Genomic DNA, 16,736 nt, shown 5'->3' on the forward strand with positions numbered 1-16,736 from the left:
TATTTGAATTTTCCGCGCCCTTTGCGAGGCGCTCGCAGCAAATAAAAAGTCACGGCCAGGCTTCGCGCTGAATAATCTGTTTGTTGTTCCAGATCATGGCATCGCCTCTATTCCGCTTGCCGGGCCAGACTACAGGCAGTGTTGCCTCTTCACCTCTTATATGGATATGCACGAATTGCGCATCTTGGCCGGCCAATTTTCAACTGGCCGGCGCCGGGGCTTTTTCAAACTTTTTTCATTAGTTGAATTTATTTCAGCAACTTGCGTCACAAGCCGGCTCGGCTTAACTCAGAAAGTGATCAAGATCACACCTGTTATGTCACCAAGGAGATAGCCATGAAGATGAAGTCGCTGCTGCTGCTTTCTGCCCTGCTGCTGCCCATGACCCCGGCACTGGTCCATGCGGAGGGTGCCCCTGCCATGCCATTGGTGGTGTGCCATGTCGATCAGGCCCCCCAGATGCTGGTACCCGCCTACGTGTGTCAGTGGCATGGCGGCAGCCAGCACTACTGAGCGAAACCCCGGGAGGAGGTCTTCTCCTCCTGGCTTGTCATGGCCCAACCCCCTCCTATACTCAATGCAGCTGTTTTTCATAGGGATAGGAGACGGTCATGATCCTGCTGGTCGGTGGTGAAAAAGGAGGGAGCGGCAAGAGTTGTCTCGCCCAGAATCTGGCGGTCTACCTCAGAACCCAGTTTCACGGCGAAGTACTGTTGGTGGACTGCGATCCGCAGCGCACCACCTCGGACTGGATCCAGGAGCGCAACGACAATCCGGATCTGCCCCAGATAAACTGCGTCCAGCTCTACGGCAACATCCGCAACGATCTGCTCAGCCTGAAGAACCGCTATGACTACCTGATCGTCGACTGTGGCGGCCAGGACAACCGGGCACTGCGTTCCACCATGGCCGTCGCCACCCATGCCCTGATCCCGCTGCGTCCCAAGCGCCGCGATCTCAAGACTCTGCCGCACATGGAAGACCTCATCACCACTTGCAAGATGGTCAACCCGACCTTGCGGGCTGCCGTGGTACTGACCCAATGCCCTGCCCTGCCCAACCAGGCGAAGCGGATACTGGAAGCCAAGGAAGTCTGCTCTTCCTTCGGTGTCGATGTGCTCAATTCCATCACCTATGGCCGTAACGTCTACGACGACAGCGAGGAGAAGGGATTGTCGGTGATGGAGATAGAGCCGGATGGCAAGTCTGCCGAAGAGATACGTGCCATCGCCAAGGAGTTTCTGGAGCTGGGGGTATGAGATGGGACTTGCCGACCTGAAGAAGAAACACAATCTGCATCACCAGAAGAAGTTCACCATAGACGAGTTCATCGAGGACGCGGATTTCTATGCCAAGGGCAAGCCCAAGGTCGTCAGCCTGGAGCGGACCCTGCATCGGGACGAGGCTCTGACCGCACTCGCCTTCATCGAGAGCGGTGAACATCTCAAGCCCAGCTTCAAGAAAGCCACCTTCTCGCTCAGTACCACAGCCATTGATGAGCTTGGCAACCTGACCCAGCAGGACGGCATGAACAAGTCCCTGCTGCTGCGGTTGTTTACCCACTACTTCTCCTCCCTGAGCCAGGAAGAACGCCAGACCATCTATGAGCGGCTGCAGGCACACAACTGACGCTGTCTCCCTCCTGCCATGCTTCGTTGCCAGCAGGCTCTTATCTGCTCGTCTCCCCCTTTCTGAATCCCAGTTGAACAAGGTGTAAGACATTCGCCATAGACGATGTAGGCAAAGCGCCAAAAAAGATCCCGCGATAGTCGGAAGATAAGATCGTAAAACATGAACAAAAAATACCTATACCAATGAAATTAAAGGATAAATATTGAAACAAGTTTCCTTCGTAACGAGATGCGTAAAAACGTTTTTCACTCTACCGTTGTCCCGCTCCCTGAAATCCTTATAGTTACTCCTGCACGGACGCAATGAAGTCGGTCAGGAAGACTGGCTGCCAGGGTTGGGCAAATGGACTCACCACAGGATGTGGTAAAGGACACCTCCCAGGACGGAGAAAGTGCGACGGGAACGGATGACTCGTCAGGCCATGATGGCTAAAGGACACCCCAAAGGATTGGGAAGGGGAAACCTAAAGGAAGAGGTATAGTCAGGGATTGCAGGGAGCAACTTCGTTCAAGGATATGAGCGATAAGACTATCGGGGGCGACGCAAGTCGCCCCCATCTTTTTTGGCCATTTTTACCCCGGCCAGCCTTTTCTCCCCACTCATTCCAGCCGGAAGTGCCCCACTATCTCCCGCAACCTGTCGTAGGTCTGCTGCATCGAGCCGGCACTGGCCACCGTCGCCTCCCCGTTGTGGGTCAGCTGGCGGATCACCTCGGCAATGGCGCTCATGTTGCGATTGATCTCCTCGGCTACCGCGCTCTGCTGCTCCGCAGCCGTGGCGATATGGCTGATGAGATCGTTGATCTCCACCACCTCGCCCGCCATCAGATCCAGTGACTCGTTGACCCGAGTGGTGTTCTCGGCGGCGCCCTGACAACTCTGCTTGGTATTGCTCATGGCATTCACTACGGTCCGGGTCCCCTGCTGCAGGCTGGCCAGCATGGTCTGGATCTCCGCCGTACTCTGCTGGGTACGGGCGGCGAGTGAACGCACCTCGTCGGCCACCACCGCGAAACCGCGCCCCTGCTCGCCAGCGCGGGCCGCCTCGATGGCGGCATTGAGGGCCAGCAGGTTGGTCTGCTCGGCTATGCTACCGATGACCCCGAGCACCGAACCAATCTGCTGCACATCCTGCTGCATGGCCTCGATGGAGCGGGCGGTGGCTTCCACCTCATCCACCAGCGCCATCACGCTGGCCATGGCCTGATCGACCACCTGACGGGACTGACTCGCCAGTTGCTGGCTCTGGCCGGTGAGCTGGGCCGTGCTGGCAGCGCTCTCCGAGACAGAGACCGCGGTGCGGCTCATCTCGTTGATGGCGGTCACCACCTGCTCGGTCTCTCGCACATGATCCGCCAGCAGAGACTGGGCAGCACCGGTCTGGCTGGCCAGCCCCTCGATACCGCTGTTGAGCTGGCCGCTGGCCTGGCGTACCTCGTTCATCATCTCCTGCAGCCGCTCGATGAAGCGGTTGATGCCGGCCGAGATCTGCCCGAGGTCATCCTTGCTGGTCACCGCCAGTCGGCGGGTAAGGTCACCGCTGCCGCGAGAGAGCTCCTGCACCAGGTCCCGCAGCGAGAGAATCGGGCGATAGGCCACGTTGAGTGCCAGCACGGCGAGCACCATCACCACCACGGCCACCCCGAGCAGCGCCATGATGATCTGGCCGTTGAGTGCCCGGGTCATGGTGCGGATGTAGTCGAGATCTATGTAGCCAGTCAGGGTCCAGCTGCTGCCGCGAATATCCAGCGAATTGGGGCGCGCTTCGCTCTCTCCCTGCGGCTTGCTGCTGTAGAGCTCATTGCCCTGGCCGTCAGCCAGCGAGAAGTAGCGCCCTTCGCCACTGACGCTGGCCAGCAGGTTCTTGAACTCGCTCATGTCGAGGTAATAAAGGTAGGCAGAGTCGGCACCGCGAGGCACCAGAATCGAGATGACGGGCTTGCCGTCCACCTGCTGCAGCGGGCTGACGGTGATCTGGTTGTTGGCGGCGGGGATCAGTTTGCGCAGGGCATCGACCTTACTGCTGTCGTTGATGACGCCGCTCACGTCGAACGCCATGTCGCCGATCACCTTGACGATGTTGTGAAAGCCGGTCTCCTCCAGCGTCTTCTTGACGTTGGTCACCCCGAAGTTGAGGTTGGCTGCCAGCAGGATTTTCTGATTGATGTCGCCGGCCAGCTTCTCTTTGACCAGGGAGATCTGTTCGTTGATGTTCTGGGTCGCCTGAGTGCGGATGTAGGCGCTGATGAAGTGATTGACGCTGAACCAGGCGGTGCCGATGGTGACCAGGATAGCCAGCAGCAACAGAACGTAAATCTTGACCTTGAATGGCATGGGATCCCTCCAGAAGAGAGGGCTGACACTGCCAGCCCTCCCTGCCAATCGTTATTTCTTCTTGGCGTACTTCATGGAGTCCAGTGCCACCGCCAGAATGATGATGCCGCCCTTGATGATGAACTGCCAGTAAGGGCTGACGCCGATATAGGTCAAACCATAGTTGATCAGGGTGAAGATGAGCACGCCGGTGATCACCCCTGCGACCGTACCCACGCCACCCGCAAACGACACCCCTCCCACCACGCAGGCAGCGATGGCATCGAGCTCGTACATGAAGCCTAGGTTGTTGGTGGCGCTGCCGATCCGGCCCGCTTCCAGCATGCCGCCGAAGGCGTAGAAGACCCCAGCCAGCGCATAGATCATCACCAGATTGACCGCCACGTTGACGCCGGAGACCTTGGCTGCTTCCGGGTTGCCGCCGATGGCGAAGATGTTCTTGCCAAAACGGGTCTTGTTCCACAGCACCCAGACAAAGACGCTGGCGATGGCGGCATAGAAGGTCAGATAGGATAGCTTGAACCCGCCCAACTTAATGAACCCCTGCGCAAAGCTCGAGAAACGGGGGTCGAAGCCGGCCACCGGCGAAGCGCCCACCGAATCAAAATAGAGGGAGTTGATGCCGTAGACGATGATCATGGTCCCCAGGGTGGTAATGAAGGGGGTTACGTTCAGATAGGCCACGATGAGGCCGTTGACCAGACCTATCAGGGCACCCACTACACACACCAGCAGGATCACCGCCGGAATGGGCACTTCGCCCAGGCTTGGGAACACCTTGTTGACGTTGGTCAGCGCCTGCAGCATGGTCGCCGCGATGAGCGCCGCCAGACCGACCTGACGACCGGCCGACAGATCCGTACCCTGGGTGATGATGATGCCTGCCACCCCGAGCGCGATGATGACCCGCACCGAAGACTGGGTCAGGATGTTGCTGAAGTTGGTGAGACTCAGGAAGGAGGGTTCCTTGATCACGATGATCATGAGCAGCACCAGCAGCACCACGTAGATGCCGTTCTCCTTGAGCGCCCGCATCAGATTGAAATTGTTAGCCGACTCCATAAATGTCTTCCTGTCTCTAGAGGTACAGAGATGCCAGGCGCAGTATCTCGCTCTGGTCAGTTTCTTTGGTATTGACGATCCCGGCGACCCGGCCATTGCTCATCACCATGATGCGATCCGTGATGCCGAGCAGTTCGGGCATTTCCGACGAGATGATGATGATGCCCTTGTCCTTCTTCGCCAGCTCCAGGATGAGCTGATAGATCTCGAACTTGGCTCCCACGTCGATGCCGCGGGTCGGTTCGTCCAGCATCAGGATCTCCGGCTGGGTCAGCAGCCAGCGGCCGATGATCACCTTCTGCTGGTTGCCCCCGGAGAGGGAACCGATCTGGGTCTGCTGGGTCGGCGTCTTGACCCGCATGGAGTCGATGACCCACTGGGTGTCGCTCTTCATCTTGTTGTCGCTGAGCAGCCCCATGGAGCCCTTGTAGTTGTCCATGTTGGCGATCAGGGAGTTGAAGGCGATATCGAGGCGCGAATAGATGCCGGTGGAGCGGCGCTCCTCGGTCACCAGCGCAAAGCCGTTGCGAATCGCCTCGTGGGCGTTGTGGTTGGCCACCTCTTTGCCGTGCAGCTTGATGGAACCCTCGCTGCGGTCGCGAATGCCGAACAGGGTCTCGACGATGTCGGTCCGCTTGGCCCCCACCAACCCGGCCACCCCGAGGATCTCCCCCTTGTGCAGGTTGAAGGTGATGTCCTGGATGGAGGGCTGATTTTTCGCCGTCAGGTGTTCGACCTCGAGGATCACCTCTTTCGGCTGGTTGGTCTTCTCCGGGAAACGCTGGGTGAGCTCGCGACCGACCATCATGCCGATGATCTGATCCATGGTCATTCCCTTGAGCGGCTGGGTCGCCACCCATTGGCCATCCCGCAATATGGTGATCTCGTCACAGAGCTGGAAGATCTCTTCCATCTTGTGGGAGATGTAGACGATGCCGCACCCCTTCTCCTTGAGCTTGTTGATGATCTTGAAGAGATGGCTCACCTCTTTCTCGGTCAGCGAGGAGGTGGGCTCGTCCATGATGACGATCTTGGCATCGTAGGAGAACGCCTTGGCGATCTCGATCATCTGCATCTGGGAGACGGAGAGGGTACCGACCTTGACCCGCGGGTCTATGTCGATGTCCAGCTCGTCGAAGATATGCTTGGTGTCCTGATACATCTTGCCATGGTCGACGAACAACCCCTTGGTGGGATAGCGGCCGAGCCACATGTTGTCCATCACGGAGCGCTGCAATACCAGGTTCAGCTCCTGATGCACCATGGAGACACCGTTCTCCAGCGCCTCCTTGGAGGAGGTGAAGTTGACCTCCTGCCCCTTGAAGAAGATCTTGCCCTCATCCTTCTCGTAAATGCCGAACAAGCACTTGAGCAGCGTCGATTTCCCTGCCCCGTTCTCGCCCATCAACGCATGCACAGAATGAGGACGGACCCGTAAATTGACATTATCGAGTGCCTTGACGCCAGGAAAGCTCTTACTGACGTCAATCATCTCCAACAGCCATTCTGATTGTTGCTGTGTTGTCATATCAGCCATCACATCTGGTTGAAAGAAGGGCAAGAGACCTCCCTTGCCCTAGAGGAGGGAATTATTCGAATTTGGACAGGTTGTCTGCGTCTACGCCGACATAGGGAACACGGACGACCTTGTTGACTATGTTCCAGCTGGTGCCTTCACCGGCCGGTTTGCCTTCAGCCAGGTTCTTGGTCAGCTCGAAAGTGGCCTTGGCCTGGTTGGCGGCATCGTTCAGCACGGTACCGGCCATGGCACCGCTCTTCACCAGCGCCAGCGCTTCCGGCAGCGCATCGACACCGAACACCGGGATGGCGGTCTTGCCTTGGGCCTTCAGGGACTCCACGGCGCCCATCGCCATGCCATCGTTGTTGGCGATGACCACTTCGATCTTGTTGGCGTTCGGGCCGGAGATCCAGGCATCCATCTTGTCCTTGGCCATGGCGGTATCCCACATACCGGTATCCATGTGCAGCTGCTCGGTCTTGATGCCGCCGTCGTTCAGGGTCTTGATGACGTAAGTGGTACGGGCTTCCGCATCCGGGTGACCCGGCTCGCCCTTCAGCAGCACGTACTGGATGACGCCATCCTTGTTCAGATCCCAGGCCGGGTTGGCTTTCCAGTGCTTGGCGATCAGCTGGCCCTGGATGATGCCAGACTCTTTGGAATCGGTACCCACATAGTAGGCCTTGTCATAACTGGCCAGATCGGCGGCATTGGGCTCCTTGTTGTAGAACACCACGGGCACGTCCTCGCCACGGGCTTTCTCGATCACGACCGGGGCCGCCGCCGGGTCAACCAGGTTGATGGCCAGCGCCTTCACGCCTTTGGCCAGCAGCACGTCGATCTGGTCGTTCTGCTTGGACTGGTCATTCTGGGAGTCGTTCATCAGCAGCTCCACCCCCGGGTTGGCAGCCGCTTCCTTCTCGATTGCCTTGCGCACTACCGCCATGAAGTTGTCGTCGTATTTGTAGACGGTCACCCCGATGCGGGTTTCGGCATGGGCGGTGGCTCCTGCCATCAGGCTCATCAGTACGGCGGCAATGGTCGTGATCTTTTTCATTGTTATGCTCCGATCTCTCTATCTGTTTTTGTAGGGAATGCTGTACACCAAGTGAACTGGCGCCAGCCTAATGTAATCAGTTTGTTGTATATCGATCTGTGATCATGACAACAAAATGAAAACGTTTACACTCTGTTACATAGCAACAAATCAATTAAAAATCATATGGTTATATTTAATTGGCGACACTGCAGATCTGAACGGGACTCTTTCTTGTTAAGCAATCGCTCAGGTTCAGCGTAGAACACAGTTCCAATAGTAGCTGCCTGGTTGCAGCCAATATTCCGGTCGTACGCTCTGGCTCCAGGAGTCATCCCCTCCAATCCCCATATGAAAACCATCAAGACAGAGATGGAGTCCGCCTGCGGCCACCAGATCGGTCTGATGACGGGCCTGCGCCAGCTGCTGCTGACTGAAATGGCTCAAGCTGAAATGGAACAGTCCCTCGACCTCGACACTACCCAGCAGCAGCAAGCGGGTGTCACAGCGCAGCCCGTTGTCGGTCGGGAACACATACGCGGTGTGCAGCGCATCGAGCGACGACTGCCAGCGACCTAGGTCGGCAGCCAGCAGGCGATCCGGATAGTTCTCGTGCGGACCGCGCCCCAGCCAGCTTACCTCCTCCCCTGCCGCCAGCACCTCGTCGGTCAGCCAGAGCCGGGCGCCGATGCGCGGCAGGGAGGGCATCTCGGTCGCCACCAGCACCTCGATGGCAAGGTGCATGGCACCATCCTGATCGAAGGCGTGACGCCAGCGGGTCAGCAGCTTGAGCGCCTCGCCGACGAAGTAGCCGTGACGCACCGTCACAGTCCCTTGGTCAGGGCTCACTACCAGCTCGAGGCAGCGATGCTGCAACTCATTGAGCCCGGCCTGCTGCCAGCGAGCGATCCAGGCGTTGGGATCGGCGTGGTCCGCCTCGCTGGTACCGATGTCGTTGTCGAGCGGTGCCCGGTAGAAGTGATCAGCGATGGCCTCTTTCAGTTGCTCGCGGCCCAGCTTGCACCAGCTGTGGATGCGGCCGCTGGCCTTGTCCAGCCGCCACTCGCTGGCGGCCCCTCGGATCTGCCAGCCATCCGCCAGCTCGATGAAGGTGGCCGGCGTGCGGGCGGCAGGCAGCGCCAATGGCGCGGGCAACATGCATTGCTGGCGCGCCACCTCGTGACCGGCCGCTGACCAGGCCGTGGCGGCAGGCTGAACGATGGCGAGATCCAGCCAGGCGAGCGCCCCCGGCGCAAAGGCCGGCAACTGCTCCAGCAGGGTCAGCGTCACACTCCCCTGCGGCGCCAGGGTGAGTGGGCATTCACCCTGGCTCACCACCACGCCGTCTTCGCACAATCTCCACTGCAACTGCTCGTTGTCCGTCTCGCGAAACAGGTATTCGCTGCGGATCTCGACCGTCAGCGGCTGGCGGTGTTGCAAGGTCAGCACAAACGGTTGCTGGGCACGTTTTGCCTCAAACAGGGCGGGATGGGGGGTACGGTCGGGGAAAACCAGACCGTTGCAGCAGAACTGGCGATCATTCGGGGTATCGCCGAAATCACCGCCATAGGCCCAGAAGTGGCGGCCGTCATCGGTCAGCTTGTCCAATCCCTGATCGACCCAATCCCAGACGAAGCCACCCTGCAGGCGGGGATGGTCGCGAAACGCCTGCCAGTAGTGGGCATAGCCCCCCAGGCTGTTGCCCATGGCGTGGGCGTATTCACACAGGATCAGCGGGCGGGTCTCTCCCGGCAGGCCGATCCACTTGGCCAGCGCCCACTTGGGCACCGCCGGGAAGGGTTGATCCTGATGGGTACGGGCATACATGGGGCAGATGATGTCGGTGGCCGGCGTATCGGCACCGCCCCCTTCGTATTGCACCGGGCGGCTCGGATCCGCCCCCTTGACCCAGCCATACATGGCATCGTGGGCCGGGCCGTACCCCGACTCGTTGCCAAGGGACCAGATGATGATGCTGGGGTGGTTGAAGTCGCGGGCTACCATACGGCTCACCCGCTCCAGGAAGGCGTTGCTCCAGGCGGGATCCCGCGCCAGCCGCCCCATCGGGGTCATGCCGTGGGTCTCCAGGTTCGCCTCGTCCACCACATAGAGACCGAGCCGGTCGCACAGCCGATAAAGCTCGGGGTGATTGGGGTAGTGGGAGCAGCGCACCGCGTTGAAGTTATGCCGCTTCATCAACAGCAGATCCTGCTCGATGGCCTCAGGGGTCACAACGTGCCCCGTTGCGAGGTGGTGCTCGTGGCGGTTGGCGCCACGGATCAGCAGCGGCTGGCCGTTGACCCGCAGCAGGCCGCCACGGATCTCCACCGCCCGAAAGCCCACGTCACAGGCTTCGCTCTCGATGGGTTCCCCCTGCTCGTCCAGCAGGGTCAGGGTGAGGCGATAGAGGTGGGGGGCCTCGGCGCTCCACTTGCGCGGGGCCGCCACCTCGAGCCAGCACTCGGCGCGATCGTCATACGCCCCTTTCTCGTCAATGGCTTGCGTTCCGATCGGCTGGCACAGGGTCGCCACCCGCTCGCCGCCGTCATAGAGATTGGCTTCTACCGAGAGGCCAGCCGCATTGGCTGCCTGCAGTGCAATCTTGAGGCGACCATCCCGGTAGCAGGCGTCCAGCTCTGGGGTGACCCGAATGTCCACCAGATGGCAGGCCGGTTTGTGCAGCAGGCTGACGGAGCGGAAGATGCCGCTCATCCGCCACATGTCCTGATCTTCCAGATAGGAGCCGTCGGACCAGCGCAGCACCAACACTGCCAACCGGTTGTCACCGCTGCAGAGGAAAGAGGTCAGGTCAAATTCGGCAGGCAGCCGGCTGTCCTGGGAGTAACCGACCCAGCGGCCGTTGCAGAAGAGGTGAAAAGCGCTGTCCACCCCGTCGAAGATGATCCGGGTCTGGCCGCTGGCGAGCCAGTCGGTCGGCACGCTGAACTCGCGGGAGTAGCAGCCGGTGGGATTCTCTGCGGGCACCCGCGGTGGATCGCATGGAAAGGGATACTTGATGTTGGTGTAGATGGGTACGTCGGTCACAGGCCGAGCAGCCGGATAGGCGGCAGCCAGCTGCCAGTTGCCCGGCACCTGGATGGGACAGGCATCTGGCAGATCCTGCGCCAGCCACTGCTCCGGCACCTGCTCGGGCGCAGTGAAGAAGGAGAAGCGCCACTCCCCATCCAGCAGGGTGCACGAAGGCGAGGCGAGATCATCCCGCGCCGCGGCTTCGCTGCGCCAGCTGAACAAGGGGGTATGGGCGGGCAGCCGATTCACCGCGGTAATCGCCTGGGTCTGCCAGTCCTGACGGGCCACTATCTCCCTGAGCATTCGTCTCTCTCCCTGCATGAACGCCGAAAACGTATGCAGTGTAGGGGAGATTTGCCCAGTGATCGGCGATCTCGCTCACACAGATGTAAACGATTACACTGAATTTGTTAAGTAAAACAGGGTAAAAATGCGCTAAATGCAGGTAAAAGACCAAGGCTCCGGATCGAGCGCCTCAAAAACGACGATCCGGAGCGGTAAACAGAGGTAAATGAAAGAGATCAGCTTCGAACGGGCGCCACCGAGTGGCGGTTGATCAGGGTCGGGGTGTAAATGCGGCTCTGCACCACCTCGCTTTCGCCCGCCGCCAGCTGCAGGGCCAGCTTGGCCGCCTGGGCAGCCATCAGTTCGATGGGATAGCGCATGGTGGAGAGCTTGGGTCTCAGGTATCTGGCGTAGATGATGTCATCGAAGCCCACTACCGAGACCTCCTCCGGCACCTTGAGGCCGTTGTCCGCCAGCACCGAGATGGCCCCCGCCGCCATGGCATCGTTGTAGGCCACCACGGCCGTGATGGGCAACCCCTTGGCCAGCAGGTTGAGCATGGCCCGCTCGCCGCCCTCCTCGTTGGGCATGCCGCTCTCCACCAGCTCGGGGTCGGCACGCACGCCCGCCTCGGCCAGCGCATCCTGATAGCCCTGCAGCCGCAGGATGGCATCCTCGATGGCGTGATCGGAGCTCAGGAAGGCGATGTGACGGTGGCCCAGCTCCAGCAGATGCCGGGTCGCCGTGGCGGCCCCCTGCCGGTTGTTGAGGGCGATGCAGCGCCCCTTGAGTGCCGGGATGTCGCGGTTGATCAGCACCATGCCGGGCACCCGCAGCGCATAGTCGATCAGCTCCTCGTCGCTCAGCGCCTTGCTGTGTACCACCAGTGCCTCGCAGCGCTTGCCGATCAGCAGCTCGATGGATTCGCGCTCCTGCCGTGCCGTGTGAAAACCATTACCCATCAGCAGGTGCAGCCCCTGTTCCACCGCCACCGCGGCGACCCCCTTGACCAGGGCGCCGAAGAAGGGATCCGCCACGTCACCCACCAGCACTCCCATGGTATCGCTGGTCTGACTGACCAGCGCCCGTGCGTTGGCATTGGGGGTGTAGCCCAGTTCGGCCATGGCTTTCAACACCACCTCGCGGGAGGCTGCGCTGGCCTTGGGTGAGTTGTTCATCACCCGTGAAACCGTTGCCACCGATACGTTGGCCAAACGGGCGACATCCTTGATGGTACTCATGTTGTTTTCACTTATTTCACGGTTCGGGACGAGGCCATTATACCGCTCAATGTCACTGATAACAGGGGGAAAAACCATATTGCTGAAATGATGACCACCAAAACAAGTGTAATCGTTTACACGTATTTGTTAGCCAGTTCACAGTTTGCCCGCCAGCCCCTCGGCTAGACTCCTTCACAGGCTTTTTTTGAGCGTGGATATGAGGATGAAAGTACTGGTCACCGGCGGCTGCGGTTACATCGGCAGCCACACCTGCCTGGCACTGCAGGCGGCCGGCATGGAGCCCGTGGTGGTGGACAACCTCTGCAACAGCAAGGCGGGCGTACTGGCCCGCATCGCCGCCATCAGCGGACGCGAGCCCCGCTTCTATCGGGGGGACATCCGTGACCCGCTCCTGCTGGATCGCATCTTCAGCGAACAAAGGATCGATGCCGTGCTCCACTTCGCTGCCCTCAAGGCGGTCGGCGAGTCCACCCGCCTCCCCCTCGACTACTACGAGAACAATCTGAGCGGCACCCTGGTATTGCTGCAGGCGATGAAGCGGGCCGGCGTCCACAACCTGGTGTTCAGCTCGTCAGCCACCGTCTACGGCGACCCGGCCAGCACGCCCATCCGGGAAGATTTCCCACGCAGTGCCACCAATCCCTACGGCCGATCCAAGCTGATCATCGAAGAGATCCTCGAGGATCTGCAGCGGGCCGAACCGCACTGGAGCATGACCCTGCTGCGCTACTTCAACCCGGTCGGTGCCCACGAGTCGGGCACCATGGGGGAAGATCCCCAGGGGATCCCCAACAACCTGATGCCGTTTTTGACCCAGGTCGCTATCGGCCGGCGCGACTGCCTCTCGGTCTTTGGTAACGATTACCCAACCGTCGACGGCACTGGCGTGCGCGACTACATCCACGTGATGGATCTTGCCGAAGGTCACGTCAAGGCGCTGCAGCACTGCGCCAGCAAGGGTGGCGTGCACATCTACAACCTGGGTACGGGCCAGGGCCAGAGCGTGCTGCAGATGGTGGCGGCGTTCGAGGTGGCCAGCGGCCGTCCCTTGCCCTATCGCATCGAACCAAGACGCCCGGGCGACATCGCCGAATGCTGGGCCGATCCCGCCAGGGCCGAGCGCGAGCTGGGCTGGCGTGCCCGACGGGATCTGGCCGCCATGTGCGCCGACAGCTGGCGCTGGCAATCCGCCAACCCGCAGGGGTATGAGGCGTGATGTCCGTTTTGCTCCCTTCTCCCATCGCGGGAGAAAGGCCACAGATGAGCGGCGCACCCGTCCTCATCAACTGCCCGCAATTCCTTTTATTGAGCTTGAGGAGTGATGATGTTCAACCCGGTTGATCACCCCCACCGTCGTTTCAACCCGCTGACCGGCCAATACGTGCTGGTCTCCCCCCACAGGGCCAAGCGCCCCTGGCAGGGCCAGGTCGAGAAGGTAAGCCAGGCGCCGAGCCAGGCCCATGACCCCGACTGCTTTCTCTGTGCCGGCAACAAGCGCGTCACCGGTGACCAGAATCCCGACTATCGGGATACCTTCGTCTTCACCAACGACTTCGCCGCCCTGATGCAGGACACCCCGGCCGCCAGTGGCGAGCAGGATCCCCTGCTCAAGCTGGAAGCCGCCCGCGGCACCAGCCGGGTCATCTGCTTCTCGCCGGATCACGGCAAGACCCTGCCCGAGCTGCCCCTGCCCGCCATCGAGCAGGTGATCACCACCTGGATGGAGCAGGTGGCCGAGCTGTCGGCCCAGTGGGAGTGGGTGCAGGTGTTTGAAAACAAGGGCGCCGTCATGGGCTGCTCCAACCCGCATCCCCACGGTCAGCTGTGGGGCAGCGACTTCCTGCCCAACGAGATTGCCCGCGAAGAGCAGCACCAGCGCGCCTGGCTGGCGGAGCACGGCCGCCCGCTGCTGGTCGACTACGTGGAGCGGGAGCTGCAGGATCGCTCCCGCATCGTGGTGGAGACCGAACACTGGCTGGCGGTAGTGCCCTTCTGGGCAGCCTGGCCGTTCGAAACCCTGCTGCTGCCCAAACGCCATGTCCCCTCTCTGCTCGACCTCACCCCCGAGCTGCAGCAGGATCTGGCCATCGCGCTCAAGGAGCTCACCAGCCGCTACGACAACCTGTTCGAGTGCAGCTTCCCCTACTCCATGGGCTGGCACTTTGCACCGCCCCGCTCCGACTGCCCAGAGGCGTGGCAACTGCATGCCCACTTCTATCCGCCCCTGCTGCGCTCCGCCACGGTGCGCAAATTCATGGTGGGCTTCGAGATGCTGGCCGAGACCCAGCGCGACCTGACTCCGGAGCAAGCCGCGGAGCGCCTGCGTACCCTTTCCCCCGTTCATTACAAAGCCAATGAGGTGACCCCATGACCCCGAGCCAGCGCGTCAGCGCCGTGTTTGCCGAGCAGTTTGAGCAACAACCCGACCTGCTGGTGCGGGCCCCCGGCCGCGTCAACCTCATCGGCGAGCACACCGACTACAACGACGGCTTCGTGCTGCCCTGCGCCATCGACTACGAGACCTGCGTCGCCATCGGCCTGCGCGATGACAGCCTGGTGCACGTGGTCGCCGCCGACTACGGCAACCAGCGCGACCTGTTCGATCTCGGCCAGCTCATCAATCATCATGCCGACCAGCGCTGGAGCGACTACATCCGCGGGGTGGTGAAGTACCTGCAGGAGCGGGGCTATCCCCTGCGCGGCCTCAATCTGGTGGTCTCCGGCAACGTGCCGCAGGGAGCCGGCCTCTCCTCTTCCGCCTCGCTGGAGGTGGCCATCGGCCAGGCCTTCAAGGAGGCGCTGGGGCTCACCATCAGCCAGGCCGAGATTGCCCTCAACGGCCAGCAGGCGGAGAACCAGTTCGTCGGCTGCAACTGCGGCATCATGGACCAGATGATCTCCGCCAGCGGCAAACAGGATCACGCCCTGCTGCTCGACTGCCGTTCGCTGGAGACCCGCCTCATCCCCATGCCCACCGACCTGGCGGTGCTGATCGTCAACTCCAACGTCCGTCGCGGCCTGGTGGACAGCGAATACAACACCCGTCGCCAGCAGTGCGAAGCGGCCGCTCGTCACTACGGGGTCAAGGCGCTGCGCGATCTCGATCTGGCGGCGCTGGAAGCGGGCAAGGCCGGGCTGGATGAGGTCTGCTACCGCCGTGCCCGTCACGTGGTGGGCGACAACAGCCGCACCCTGGCCGCCGCCGATGCGCTGGCGCAGGGGGATCTGATGCGCCTCGGCGAGCTGATGGCCGACTCCCACGCCGCCATGCGCGATGACTTCGAAATCACAGTGCCCGCCATCGACGGCCTGGTGGAGATCATCAAGGCCAGGATCGGCACCGAGGGCGGCGTGCGGATGACCGGCGGCGGCTTCGGCGGCTGCGTGGTCGCCCTGCTGCGCCCAGAGAAGGTGGCCGAGGTGATCGCCGCGGTCGATGCCGAGTACCCGGCCCGCTTCGGCCTCAAGGCCGACAGCTACGTCTGCCGTGCCAGCGCGGGGGCAGGAAAACTATGAGCCCATTTATGATGCAGGCCGACGGCCATCTCTGCCGGCTCGGCAACGCCGGTGCAGGCAAACTATGAGCGATGCCATGATCCCGTTCGAGCTGGACAACGAGGAGGGGCTGCGACTGCGCGGCCTCGACTTCGGCGGCACCCTCACCTCCCTCACCCTGCCAGTGGCGGGTAAGCGCCGTGAAGTGCTGCTGGGCTGCACCGATGAGGCCTACCCCGCTCAGCAGGTGTGGCTGGGAGCGGTAGCGGGACGCTTTGCCAACCGCATCGGCAACGCCGAGCTGCTGCGCGACGACCAGCGCTGGCCGCTGGATGCCAACCAGCCCCCCCACTGCCTGCACGGCGGACGGGCGGGGGTTCATCGCCAGCACTGGCAGATCAAGGAGCGGGAGGCGGACCGGGTCAGGCTGGCCCTGCTCTCCCGTAGCGGGGATCAGGGCTTTCCCGGCAACCTGCGGGTCACGCTGGAGTATCGGCTGGAACAGTACGATCTGGTGGTGGATTTCGTCGCCAGCACGGATGCACCGACCCCGGTCAGCCTCACCAGCCACACCTACTTCAATCTCGACGACAACCCGAACGGCGGCGATGTGCGCAACCACCTCATCCGCCTCAACGCCGACCGTTTCCTGCCCACCGACCAAAGCGGCCTGCCGCTCGCGATCGCACCGGTGGAGGGGCCGTTCGATCTGCGCCACGAGTGCCTTATCGGACAAGATTGGCTGAGCCACCCCCAGCAGCAACAGGCCAAGGGGTATGACCACGCCTTTGTACTCAACGGGCCGAGCGCCGAGTGGGCGGCGCGGGTGGTTTCGGGGGATCGCCAGCTGGCGATGGAGGTCTACACCAACCAGCCTTCGCTGCAGTTCTACAGCGGCAACTGGCTGGCCAATACGCCAGCACGCGACGGCCGACTCCATCAGGATCACGCCGGCTTCTGTCTGGAAGCCCAGCAACTGCCGGACAGCCCCAACCGAGCCGAGCTGGGGGATCCCTGGCTGTTGCCGGGGCAGACCTACCGCCATCAGACCCGTTACCGCTTTATCGCCGCCAGCTGACCCCGGCGCCCTCTTCTCCCAC

Annotated in this window: 13 protein-coding genes; 7 read left to right on the forward strand and 6 right to left on the reverse strand. The window is 61.4% G+C overall.

All coding sequences use genetic code 11. The features are described 5' to 3' along the window. The first annotated feature begins 336 nt into the window (after positions 1–336). The 3 genes from CAK78_RS19625 to CAK78_RS19635 all read left to right on the forward strand — a co-directional run bounded on the left by CAK78_RS19625 (position 337) and on the right by CAK78_RS19635 (position 1,629). The gene (locus tag CAK78_RS19625) at positions 337–513 is read left to right on the forward strand and encodes a hypothetical protein (protein WP_005306477.1); all 177 of its coding nucleotides are present in this window, start codon (positions 337–339) and stop codon (positions 511–513) included. A gap of 98 nt (positions 514–611) precedes the next feature. Further along, positions 612–1,259, forward strand: a complete 648-nt coding sequence (locus CAK78_RS19630) for an AAA family ATPase (protein WP_005306480.1) — start codon at positions 612–614, stop codon at positions 1,257–1,259. Between the two features lies 1 nt (position 1,260). Beyond that, entirely contained in the window at positions 1,261–1,629 is a 369-nt protein-coding gene (locus CAK78_RS19635) for a CopG family transcriptional regulator (RefSeq protein WP_094698385.1), read from the forward strand. Between the two features lie 602 nt (positions 1,630–2,231). Here CAK78_RS19635 and CAK78_RS19640 read toward each other — a convergent pair. The 6 genes from CAK78_RS19640 to CAK78_RS19665 all read right to left on the reverse strand — a co-directional run bounded on the left by CAK78_RS19640 (position 2,232) and on the right by CAK78_RS19665 (position 12,138). Next, entirely contained in the window at positions 2,232–3,965 is a 1,734-nt protein-coding gene (locus tag CAK78_RS19640) for a methyl-accepting chemotaxis protein (RefSeq protein WP_094698386.1), read from the reverse strand. Between the two features lie 51 nt (positions 3,966–4,016). After that, positions 4,017–5,027 (reverse strand): galactose/methyl galactoside ABC transporter permease MglC, encoded by a 1,011-nt coding sequence (gene mglC / locus CAK78_RS19645; protein WP_094698387.1) that lies wholly within the window; start codon positions 5,025–5,027, stop codon positions 4,017–4,019. A 16-nt stretch (positions 5,028–5,043) separates the two neighbouring features. After that, positions 5,044–6,564 carry a galactose/methyl galactoside ABC transporter ATP-binding protein MglA gene (gene mglA / locus CAK78_RS19650; RefSeq protein WP_094698433.1) on the reverse strand — a complete coding sequence of 507 codons (1,521 nt, stop codon included), beginning with the start codon at positions 6,562–6,564 and terminating at the stop codon, positions 5,044–5,046. A gap of 52 nt (positions 6,565–6,616) precedes the next feature. Next, positions 6,617–7,603 carry a galactose/glucose ABC transporter substrate-binding protein MglB gene (gene mglB, locus CAK78_RS19655; protein WP_094698389.1) on the reverse strand — a complete coding sequence of 329 codons (987 nt, stop codon included), beginning with the start codon at positions 7,601–7,603 and terminating at the stop codon, positions 6,617–6,619. A gap of 234 nt (positions 7,604–7,837) precedes the next feature. Next, positions 7,838–10,915 (reverse strand): beta-galactosidase, encoded by a 3,078-nt coding sequence (locus CAK78_RS19660; protein ID WP_094698390.1) that lies wholly within the window; start codon positions 10,913–10,915, stop codon positions 7,838–7,840. Between the two features lie 218 nt (positions 10,916–11,133). Beyond that, positions 11,134–12,138, reverse strand: a complete 1,005-nt coding sequence (locus tag CAK78_RS19665; RefSeq protein WP_094698391.1) for a substrate-binding domain-containing protein — start codon at positions 12,136–12,138, stop codon at positions 11,134–11,136. 205 nt (positions 12,139–12,343) lie between these two features. On the opposite strand from CAK78_RS19665, the gene galE reads away from it, so the two are divergent. From galE to galM, 4 genes are all read left to right on the forward strand, one after another. Continuing rightward, complete coding sequence (gene galE / locus CAK78_RS19670; protein ID WP_094698393.1) at positions 12,344–13,357, forward strand: UDP-glucose 4-epimerase GalE; 1,014 nt, start codon at positions 12,344–12,346, stop codon at positions 13,355–13,357. Between the two features lie 108 nt (positions 13,358–13,465). Next, positions 13,466–14,512: a UDP-glucose--hexose-1-phosphate uridylyltransferase gene (locus CAK78_RS19675; protein ID WP_094698434.1), complete on the forward strand. Its 1,047-nt coding sequence runs from the start codon at positions 13,466–13,468 to the stop codon at positions 14,510–14,512. Continuing rightward, positions 14,509–15,657, forward strand: a complete 1,149-nt coding sequence (galK, locus tag CAK78_RS19680) for a galactokinase (RefSeq protein ID WP_094698394.1) — start codon at positions 14,509–14,511, stop codon at positions 15,655–15,657. The genes CAK78_RS19675 and galK overlap by 4 nt, the downstream gene beginning before the upstream one ends. A gap of 64 nt (positions 15,658–15,721) precedes the next feature. After that, positions 15,722–16,714 carry a galactose-1-epimerase gene (galM, locus tag CAK78_RS19685; RefSeq protein WP_176452862.1) on the forward strand — a complete coding sequence of 331 codons (993 nt, stop codon included), beginning with the start codon at positions 15,722–15,724 and terminating at the stop codon, positions 16,712–16,714. Positions 16,715–16,736: the final 22 nt, after the last annotated feature.

The sequence above is a fragment of the Aeromonas sp. A35_P genome, assembly GCF_002259925.1.
Taxonomy (GTDB): domain Bacteria; phylum Pseudomonadota; class Gammaproteobacteria; order Enterobacterales; family Aeromonadaceae; genus Aeromonas; species Aeromonas dhakensis.

Excerpts from the sequence above, each read along its gene's own strand:
- CAK78_RS19660 (WP_094698390.1), bottom strand. The coding sequence starts at position 10,915 with ATGCTCAGGGAGATAGTGGCCCGTCAGGACTGGCAGACCCAGGCGATT.
- galM (WP_176452862.1), top strand. The coding sequence starts at position 15,722 with ATGAGCGATGCCATGATCCCGTTCGAGCTGGACAACGAGGAGGGGCTG.
- CAK78_RS19625 (WP_005306477.1), top strand. The coding sequence starts at position 337 with ATGAAGATGAAGTCGCTGCTGCTGCTTTCTGCCCTGCTGCTGCCCATG.
- CAK78_RS19640 (WP_094698386.1), bottom strand. The coding sequence starts at position 3,965 with ATGCCATTCAAGGTCAAGATTTACGTTCTGTTGCTGCTGGCTATCCTG.
- mglC (WP_094698387.1), bottom strand. The coding sequence starts at position 5,027 with ATGGAGTCGGCTAACAATTTCAATCTGATGCGGGCGCTCAAGGAGAAC.
- galK (WP_094698394.1), top strand. The coding sequence starts at position 14,509 with ATGACCCCGAGCCAGCGCGTCAGCGCCGTGTTTGCCGAGCAGTTTGAG.
- mglA (WP_094698433.1), bottom strand. The coding sequence starts at position 6,564 with ATGGCTGATATGACAACACAGCAACAATCAGAATGGCTGTTGGAGATG.
- CAK78_RS19665 (WP_094698391.1), bottom strand. The coding sequence starts at position 12,138 with ATGAGTACCATCAAGGATGTCGCCCGTTTGGCCAACGTATCGGTGGCA.
- CAK78_RS19635 (WP_094698385.1), top strand. The coding sequence starts at position 1,261 with ATGGGACTTGCCGACCTGAAGAAGAAACACAATCTGCATCACCAGAAG.
- CAK78_RS19675 (WP_094698434.1), top strand. The coding sequence starts at position 13,466 with ATGTTCAACCCGGTTGATCACCCCCACCGTCGTTTCAACCCGCTGACC.
- mglB (WP_094698389.1), bottom strand. The coding sequence starts at position 7,603 with ATGAAAAAGATCACGACCATTGCCGCCGTACTGATGAGCCTGATGGCA.
- galE (WP_094698393.1), top strand. The coding sequence starts at position 12,344 with ATGAAAGTACTGGTCACCGGCGGCTGCGGTTACATCGGCAGCCACACC.
- CAK78_RS19630 (WP_005306480.1), top strand. The coding sequence starts at position 612 with ATGATCCTGCTGGTCGGTGGTGAAAAAGGAGGGAGCGGCAAGAGTTGT.